Annotated in this window: 1 protein-coding gene; it reads left to right on the top strand. The window is 39.4% G+C overall.

Translation table 11 applies throughout. The features are described from left to right. On the top strand, positions 1-3,122 hold a 3,122-nt coding region (locus ACODSB_RS23935; protein ID WP_488938883.1), incomplete at both ends, for an Ig-like domain-containing protein.

Raw genomic sequence — 3,122 nt, 5'->3', positions numbered from 1 at the left:
CTTATACCAATACCTGGACAGTAAAAGATGACTGTGGAAATACTTCTGATACTTTCACACAAATCATTACAATTCAGGATACAACGGCTCCAACTTGGACAACACAAGCGGGATCTTTAAACCAAACTATCGAATGCAGTAATGCGGAAGCTTTAACTTCAGCGCAAGCCTTATTCCCTGCAGCTTCTGATTTATGCGATGCTGATGTTTCAAATATCACTAAAGTAAGCGGACAGTTTGTGGCTTCTGAGGGATGTTCAAATGCTGGAACTTATACGAATACCTGGACGGTAAAAGATGACTGCGGAAATACTTCTGATACTTTTAAGCAGATTATTACAATTCAAGATACTACTGCTCCAACTTGGACAACGCAAGCAGGTTCTTTAAACCAAACTATCGAATGCAGTAATGCGGAAGCTTTGACTTCGGCGCAAGCCTTATTCCCTATTGCTTCTGATTTATGCGATACTGATGTTTCTAATATTACAAAAGTAAGCGGGCAATTCATTGCTTCTGAAGGATGTTCAAATTCCGGAACTTATACTAACACTTGGACCGTAAAAGATGACTGTGGAAATATTTCTGATACTTTCACACAAATCATTACAATTCAAGATACAACAGCTCCAACTTGGACAACTCAGGCAGGTTCTTTAAACCAAACTATTGAATGCAGTAATCAAGAAGCTTTAACTTCGGCACAGGCTTTATTCCCAACTGCTTCTGATTTATGCGATGCAGATGTTTCGAATATAACTAAAGTAAGCGGGCAGTTTGTGGCTTCTGAAGGATGCGCAAATTCTGGAACTTACACCAATACCTGGACTGTAAAAGATGACTGTGGAAATACCTCTGATACTTTCACGCAAGTAATTACAATTCAAGATACAACAGCTCCAACTTGGGCAACACAGACTGGTTCATTAAATCAAACTATCGAGTGCAGTAATGCTGAAGCTTTAACTTCTGCGCAAGCCTTATTCCCAACTGCTTCTGATTTATGTGATGCAGATGTTTCAAATATTACTAAAGTAAGCGGACAGTTCGTCGCTTCTGAAGGATGTTCAAACTCTGGAACTTACACAAACACTTGGACTGTAAAAGACGACTGTGGAAATATTTCTGATACTTTTACGCAGATTATTACAATTCAGGATACAACTGCACCGACTTGGACAACACAAGCGGGATCTTTAAACCAAACTATTGAATGCAGTAATGCTCAAGCTTTAACTTCGGCTCAAGCTTTATTCCCTTCTGCTTCTGATTTATGCGATGCTGATGTTTCAAATATCACTAAAGTGAGCGGACAATTCATCGCTTCTGAAGGATGCGCAAATTCCGGAACTTATACCAATACCTGGACTGTAAAAGATGACTGCGGAAATACTTCTGATACTTTCTCTCAAATCATTACAATTCAGGATACAACTGCTCCAACTTGGACAACACAGAGTGGTTCTTTAAATGTAACGTTACAATGTGCCGATACAGAAGGATTCAATAATGCTCAAATTCAGGCGCCAATTGCAACAGATAATTGTAACGGAACTGTTACTTATACTAAAACAACTGGCGAACTGCAAAGAGGAAGCTGTGGAAGCACAGGAACTTATACGAATACCTGGACAGCAAAAGACAGCTGTAACAACACTTCAGCTATTTTCACTCAAGTAATTACAATTCAGGATACTGCAGCGCCAACATGGATTACGCAGGCAGGAACATTAAATGTAACTTTACAATGCAGTGATTCTGCTGGTTTAGAAAATGCTCAAAATCAGGCTCCAACTGCAACTGCAAACTGTACAGTGGTTACATATGAAAAAACAAGCGGACAATTTACAGCTTCTGAAGGATGTTCAAATTCTGGAACGTACACCAACACTTGGACTGCAAAAGATGACTGCGGAAATGTTACCGATAGTTTTATTCAAGTTATAACTATTCAAGATACAACTGCTCCAACTTGGACAACACAAAGTGGTTCTTTAAATCAGACTATTGAATGCAGTAATGCGGAAGCTTTAACTTCTGCGCAAGCTTTATTCCCAACTGCTTCTGATTTATGCGATGCTGATGTTTCAAATATAACTAAAGTAAGCGGACAATTCGTAACTTCTGAAGGATGTGGAAATGCTGGAACTTACACCAATACCTGGATAGTAAAAGATGACTGCGGAAATACTTCTGATACTTTCACGCAAATTATTACTATTCAAGATACTACTGCACCAACTTGGACAACGCAGGCTGGTTCTTTAAATCAGACTATTGAATGCAGCAATCCGGAAGCTTTAACTTCGGCGCAGGCCTTATTTCCAACTGCTTCTGATTTATGTGATGCTGATGTTTCGAACATTACTAAAGTGAGTGGGCAATTTGTGGCTTCTGAAGGATGCGCAAATTCCGGAACTTATACCAATACCTGGACAGTAAAAGACAACTGTGGAAATACTTCTGATACTTTCACACAAATCATTACTATTCAGGATACAACTGCACCAACTTGGGCAACACAAGCTGGTTCTTTAAATCAGACTATCGAATGCAGCAATGCGGAAGCTTTAAATTCGGCGCAAGCCTTATTTCCAACTGCCTCTGATTCTTGCGATACTGATGTTTCTAACATCACTAAAGTAAGCGGACAATTCGTTGCTTTCGAAGGATGTTCAAATTCTGGAACTTATACTAATACCTGGACAGTAAAAGACGACTGTGGAAATATTTCTGATACTTTCACACAAATAATTACAATTCAAGATACAACAGCTCCAACTTGGACAACGCAGGCTGGTTCTTTAAATCAGACTATCGAATGCAGTAATACGGAAGCTTTAACTTCTGCGCAGGCTTTATTCCCAACTGCTTCTGATTCATGCGATGCTGATGTTTCAAACATTACTAAAGTAAGCGGACAGTTTGTTGCTTCTGAGGGATGCGCAAATTCTGGAACTTATACTAATACTTGGACGGTAAAAGATGACTGTGGAAATACCTCTGATAGTTTCACGCAGATTATTACGATCCAAGATACTACTGCTCCAACTTGGGCAACACAAAGTGGTTCTTTAAATCAGACTATCGAATGCAGTAATACGGAAGCTTTAACTTCTGCG

Source organism: Flavobacterium sp. FG68, assembly GCF_057808895.1.
This window is presented reverse-complemented; position numbering and strand designations above follow the sequence as displayed.